The organism is Tateyamaria sp., assembly GCF_059783535.1.
Genome location: NZ_JBYNDP010000208.1, coordinates 1 through 4,599 on the forward strand (window position 1 = coordinate 1; position 4,599 = coordinate 4,599).

The window sequence follows — 4,599 nt, forward strand, 5'->3', positions numbered from 1 at the left end:
GCAAAGTAGATCGTGAACACAGTCGCACCAATAACCAGCCACATCACGATCCATGGAAAAGACGTGCCGGGGATCGGCGCAAAGATGAAGCTCACAAACGGTCCCGTGAAAGTGGCAAAAGCCTCATTCACACGCTCGTCCAATGATGCTGCTGCCTCCTGAGCCTGCGCAGGCAATGCAGCGACAATGAACGCCGCCAAGGTGACAATAATCGAATAAACCTTTTTCATTTTCACTATTCCTTATGCGACGACGGTGACGGGAACGCGCGCGTTCATCACAAGATTTGCTGTCGAGCTGCCGAAGATGCGCGATGTCAATCCACCGGCGCTGCTGCGAGCCACGATGATCTGACTCGCTCCTTCTTGGTGTGCAATGTCGTCGATGGTGTCAGCCACATCGCCGTGCCGTACAATTGCCCGCGCCGACAATCCGGCCTCGGTCAACGACGCCACAGCTGGATTAACGACCCGCTCAGTCGCAACTGCAATCTCTTCCTCTCGCCGTTTGTGCCGTTCTGCGTTTTCCTCTGCGGTCTGGAAAGAGAACGGCGACCATTCGATCACATAGACAATGATCAACTCGCAAGCAGTCGTTTTGGCTGCCAAATCTTTGGCAAATTCGAGGGCTTTATCCCCCGAGCTTTGCCCGTCTAGGCCGATAACTAACTTCATGAGGCTGTCCCTATTTTGTAAGTTCTTATGATCAATTCACGAGAGTGGCGTGGCACCTCCGTATGCCTGCATTATTCTGCTGCTCTGGGGGTAGGCTATGGGATAGACGCCAACCGGTCTACCACATTGACGGGAATCTTGGTTCAGTTGAACGGCCAGACTGGACGATTGCTCGAATGACGGGCGTATCAAAACACGTCTGCACATCTCGCAAAGCTCCGACCCTAAACGGAGCGTGTCACCTTACTTTGCGTCCCTGCTTCGGAAGCGCTGATACAACTTTGGCGATGCAAATGCGCCCTGTGGCAGTTTGCGGTGCTGAGCCAGTTCCAGATCCCGGCCATCGACACTGGGCCGTTTCATTGGCGCCTTTCCTTCTCGGCCGCTGCGAACAAAGCGCCCGCCAAAATCAATGGAACAGCGAGAATGAATGCCGTCGATAGCTGCAGCTTGAAAATGAACAGATCCGCCAAAAACGGCCATAGCAAAGCCACGTATTCAAACGGCGCCAGGCGCGAGGCCTCAGCATAACGAAACGCAAGGGTCATCGCGATATGGGCAAACCCGCCAAACACTCCTGCGGCGATTAGCAGAAGCAGTGTTTGACTGTCTGGGATGACCCAACCCCAAGGCAGCGTGAACAACGCACCGATCATGGAGGCCAAGACAAAATACAGCGCTATGGCACCCGGGCTTTCCGTCTTGTTCAGGCTGCGGACCATGATGAGCGCAAGAGCGGACAAGACGGCAGACGCAAGGCCAATCGTATATCCTATCAACCTTGTGCTGCTGCTGGATCCGCCATCCAATTCCGGCCAGACAAGTACGACAACACCAGAAAACCCCAGAACAAGCCCGCCCAGCCGCCATCGGGTTATTCTTTCCGAGAGCAGGAGTACCGCAGCTATGGAAACCAGCACTGGGGTCAGTTGCGCAATCAAGATGGCCTCGGCCAAGTTCAGCCGTTCAATGGCGGCAAAGGATGTGAAAAGTGCGAGTGCGCCGAAACCGGACCGGATGAAATGCGCGCCGGGTCGCTTGGTTGCCAAACCGCCTGGAAACTCATTCCTGATCCAAAGAAACAGCACCAAAGGAACAAGCGCAAAGAAGGAGCGGAAAAAGACGATCTCGCCCAATGGGACCTTGTCGCTTACGGCCTTCACGCTGACGAACATCCCTGCGCCCAAAAGGCCAGACAGCAAGCGCAGTGTAATACCGAACGCAGGGCGATCCGTGCCGCTCATTGTTGGGCGTCTTTTTCCGCCAAAGCATCCCGAAGTGCGTCCCCGGTAAGGTTGATGGCAAGAACACTGATAACCACTGCCAAACCGGGCCAGATCATTTGCAGCGGCGTTGACCGCATGTGGATACGAGCGTCCAAAAGCATCGTTCCCCATTCCGGCATGGGCGGTTGGACACCGAAACCAAGAAACCCGAGCGCAGATATGCCCAGAATGGCGCGCGCGAACATCCCGGTCCAGACGACCGTGAGCGATGGCAAGAGAGATGGCACATAGTGCCAGCGCGCAATTCCCAGAGGGGACATTCCAGCAAGTTTCGCTTGGATCACGTAGCCTCGGGTCTTCAGCGAAAGCCCAATTCCCCTGGCGACCCGCGCATATCTCATCCATCCGGTCACACTCAGCGCGAAGATCAAGCTCCATGTGCCCGCGCCCATGAGTCCAGCAATCACGACGGCAGCCACCAATTCAGGAAAAGCGAGGAATGTATCGGTTGTGCGCATAACAACCCAGTCCGCCACCTTGCCGCAAAGCGCAGCAGCCAGCCCGATGGCGGTGCCAACGCATAGGCCTATCACCGAGATCAAGAAGGCCAAACCCAAGGACCACCTTGCACCGTGCAGGAGGCGGGACATGATATCCCGGCCAAGAGCGTCCGTTCCAAGCAGATGCTCCATATTGGGTGGGCTCAGTCGGTTGGGAATATTGATCATCGTGGGCTCGTGTGGCGCGAGGGCAGGTCCAAACACAAAAAGCAGCATAATGGCCCCTGCGAGCCCGAGAACGCTACGCATCTTGATCTCCAATACGTGGGTCAAGTGTGCGGTAGATGAGATCAACAACCAGATTGACAGTGACGAATAGAAGCGCCGTCAAGACAACCACCGCCTGCACCTGTGGGAAATCGCGGGTCTCAATGGCAGACACAAGAAAGGTTCCTAACCCAGGACGCCCGAAGATGATCTCAACCATCACCGCCCCTTCGAGCAGGAAAGCCATTTCTAACCCCAATACGGTGACAACAGGGATCGCAGCATGCGGTGCCACGTGATCCCGACCAATCGCCTTCGATGACACGCCGCGGCGCTTGATAGCTGGCAGAAAGGGTTGGGCCCGTGCTTCAAGAAGACCAGAGCGAATAATTCGGGTCAGCGAAGCGGCAACGCCAAGACCGAGCGTAAGGGCCGGCAATACGGCATGGGCCGGTGTCCGTGCGCCCATGGCAGGCAGCCAGGCAAGATGGACAGCAAAGAGCAGGATAAGCAACAACCCAAGCCAGTAGGCCGGAATGGCAGTCCCAAGGGATGCGACGGCAACTGCAATCCGATCAAGCCAACCGCCTGGTCTTTTGGTGGCGATGATGGCCAGCGGTATCGAGAGAGCGAGACCGATGGCAAGACCAGCCATCGCGAGCGGCACCGTATAGGAAATTGCGGTCAGCAGGTCAGGCCATACCTCTCTGCCAGTGACGGACGATTTGCCAAAATCAAAGACAAGCAAAGGGCCGATCCAAGACCGAAAAGCAGGCCAAAACCTGACGTCGAGCCCGACCTCATCCCGCACCAGGGCGATCACTTCGTCGGTCACGAGAGCATCAAATCGCGCCATGGCAATCGATTGGGCGGGATCTCCGGGGGCATGCCATAACAGTGCAAAAGTCACCACCGCAGTGCCCGCGAGCACGATCACTGCACGCAGAAAGAGGTCAACAATACTTGTGATCATTCCACAGGCTCCAACGCTCCAAGCGCAATGGCCGCATCCCTCAAAGTTCGGCAGTACTCGGACTTTGGTGATGCCGCAAACTCCTGCGGCGTAGACACCTCTTCGATCCGGCCGGACCTTAGAACAGCGATTTCATCGGCATGGGCCACGGCATATCCCAAATCATGGGTCACGATCAGAGCGGCGAAGCCCTCTTCTTGCTGCAGGACTGCGATCAACTTCGCCGTATGCTTTTGCGTCGCGGCATCCAGAGCCGACAATGGTTCGTCGAAAAGAACAAGGGGCGGGGCGGCAATCAACGCCCTGAGAATGCCAACCCGCTGCGCCTGTCCGATTGAAACCGCACTGGGCCGTCTGTCCAAAATGCCAGGATGCAATTCGAGGCCGCTGCACAGACGTTCCAGTCGGTTGCCTGGCAACTTGAGCTTCCCAGCAGCGACTGGCTCCAAAACGGAACGGCGCAGGGACAACGACGGGTTAAAGGCAGAGCGCGGCTCTTGCATGACCAACGCTGGTTTGCAGGCTCGGACTGGTGCGCCCGCCCAAGTAATCGACCCATGCGACGGTTTCAAAAGGCCAAGGATCGCTGCGATCAGCGTCGATTTTCCGGCCCCGCTTTCACCAACGACAGCCAAGGTTTTCCCCGGAGCCAGCGAAATAGAAATACCCTCTAGCGTGACCGAGGCACCACGTTTGACCGAGACCTGATCAACCTTCAACATGGCAGAGCAAGCCAGTTTCGATGGGCCACAAGAGCCTTGGAGGGGTCCGATTGTGGGTGTTCAAGAATGTCTTTTGTCAATGCGCGTTCGACGATCCGCCCTTCGTGCATCACCATCAGTTGTGAAACGCGTCGCGCAGCCAATCCGAGATCATGTGTAATGATCATCATCGCAGTTCTGCTGCCCTGAAGATGTCGATCAAGCAAGCCCATAGTTGCAGCCGCGATCACCGGGTCC

5 protein-coding genes and 2 pseudogenes are annotated in these 4,599 nt (G+C 56.6%); all 7 read right to left on the reverse strand.

What is annotated here, in order from left to right; all coding sequences use genetic code 11:
• Positions 1 to 230, reverse strand: a pseudogene (locus tag AC6RA8_RS21365) (sodium:alanine symporter); the annotation flags it as partial.
• A gap of 12 nt (positions 231 to 242) precedes the next feature.
• Positions 243 to 674: a universal stress protein gene (locus AC6RA8_RS21370; RefSeq protein WP_500355710.1), complete on the reverse strand. Its 432-nt coding sequence runs from the start codon at positions 672 to 674 to the stop codon at positions 243 to 245.
• A gap of 359 nt (positions 675 to 1,033) precedes the next feature.
• Complete coding sequence (locus AC6RA8_RS21375) at positions 1,034 to 1,918, reverse strand: DMT family transporter (RefSeq protein WP_500355712.1); 885 nt, start codon at positions 1,916 to 1,918, stop codon at positions 1,034 to 1,036.
• The gene (locus AC6RA8_RS21380) at positions 1,915 to 2,709 is read right to left on the reverse strand and encodes an ABC transporter permease (RefSeq protein ID WP_500355714.1); all 795 of its coding nucleotides are present in this window, start codon (positions 2,707 to 2,709) and stop codon (positions 1,915 to 1,917) included. The genes AC6RA8_RS21375 and AC6RA8_RS21380 overlap by 4 nt, the downstream gene beginning before the upstream one ends.
• The gene (locus AC6RA8_RS21385) at positions 2,702 to 3,640 is read right to left on the reverse strand and encodes an ABC transporter permease (protein WP_500355716.1); all 939 of its coding nucleotides are present in this window, start codon (positions 3,638 to 3,640) and stop codon (positions 2,702 to 2,704) included. The genes AC6RA8_RS21380 and AC6RA8_RS21385 overlap by 8 nt, the downstream gene beginning before the upstream one ends.
• A complete protein-coding gene (locus tag AC6RA8_RS21390) occupies positions 3,637 to 4,362 on the reverse strand; it encodes an ABC transporter ATP-binding protein (protein WP_500355718.1) in 726 nt (241 codons plus the stop codon). The genes AC6RA8_RS21385 and AC6RA8_RS21390 overlap by 4 nt, the downstream gene beginning before the upstream one ends.
• Positions 4,356 to 4,599, reverse strand: a pseudogene (locus AC6RA8_RS21395) (ATP-binding cassette domain-containing protein); the annotation flags it as partial. The pseudogene AC6RA8_RS21395 and the gene AC6RA8_RS21390, both read right to left, overlap by 7 nt.

Coding starts and splice junctions, on each gene's coding strand:
- AC6RA8_RS21370 (WP_500355710.1), bottom strand. CDS start 674: ATGAAGTTAGTTATCGGCCTAGACGGGCAAAGCTCGGGGGATAAAGCC.
- AC6RA8_RS21375 (WP_500355712.1), bottom strand. CDS start 1,918: ATGAGCGGCACGGATCGCCCTGCGTTCGGTATTACACTGCGCTTGCTG.
- AC6RA8_RS21380 (WP_500355714.1), bottom strand. CDS start 2,709: ATGCGTAGCGTTCTCGGGCTCGCAGGGGCCATTATGCTGCTTTTTGTG.
- AC6RA8_RS21385 (WP_500355716.1), bottom strand. CDS start 3,640: ATGATCACAAGTATTGTTGACCTCTTTCTGCGTGCAGTGATCGTGCTC.
- AC6RA8_RS21390 (WP_500355718.1), bottom strand. CDS start 4,362: ATGTTGAAGGTTGATCAGGTCTCGGTCAAACGTGGTGCCTCGGTCACG.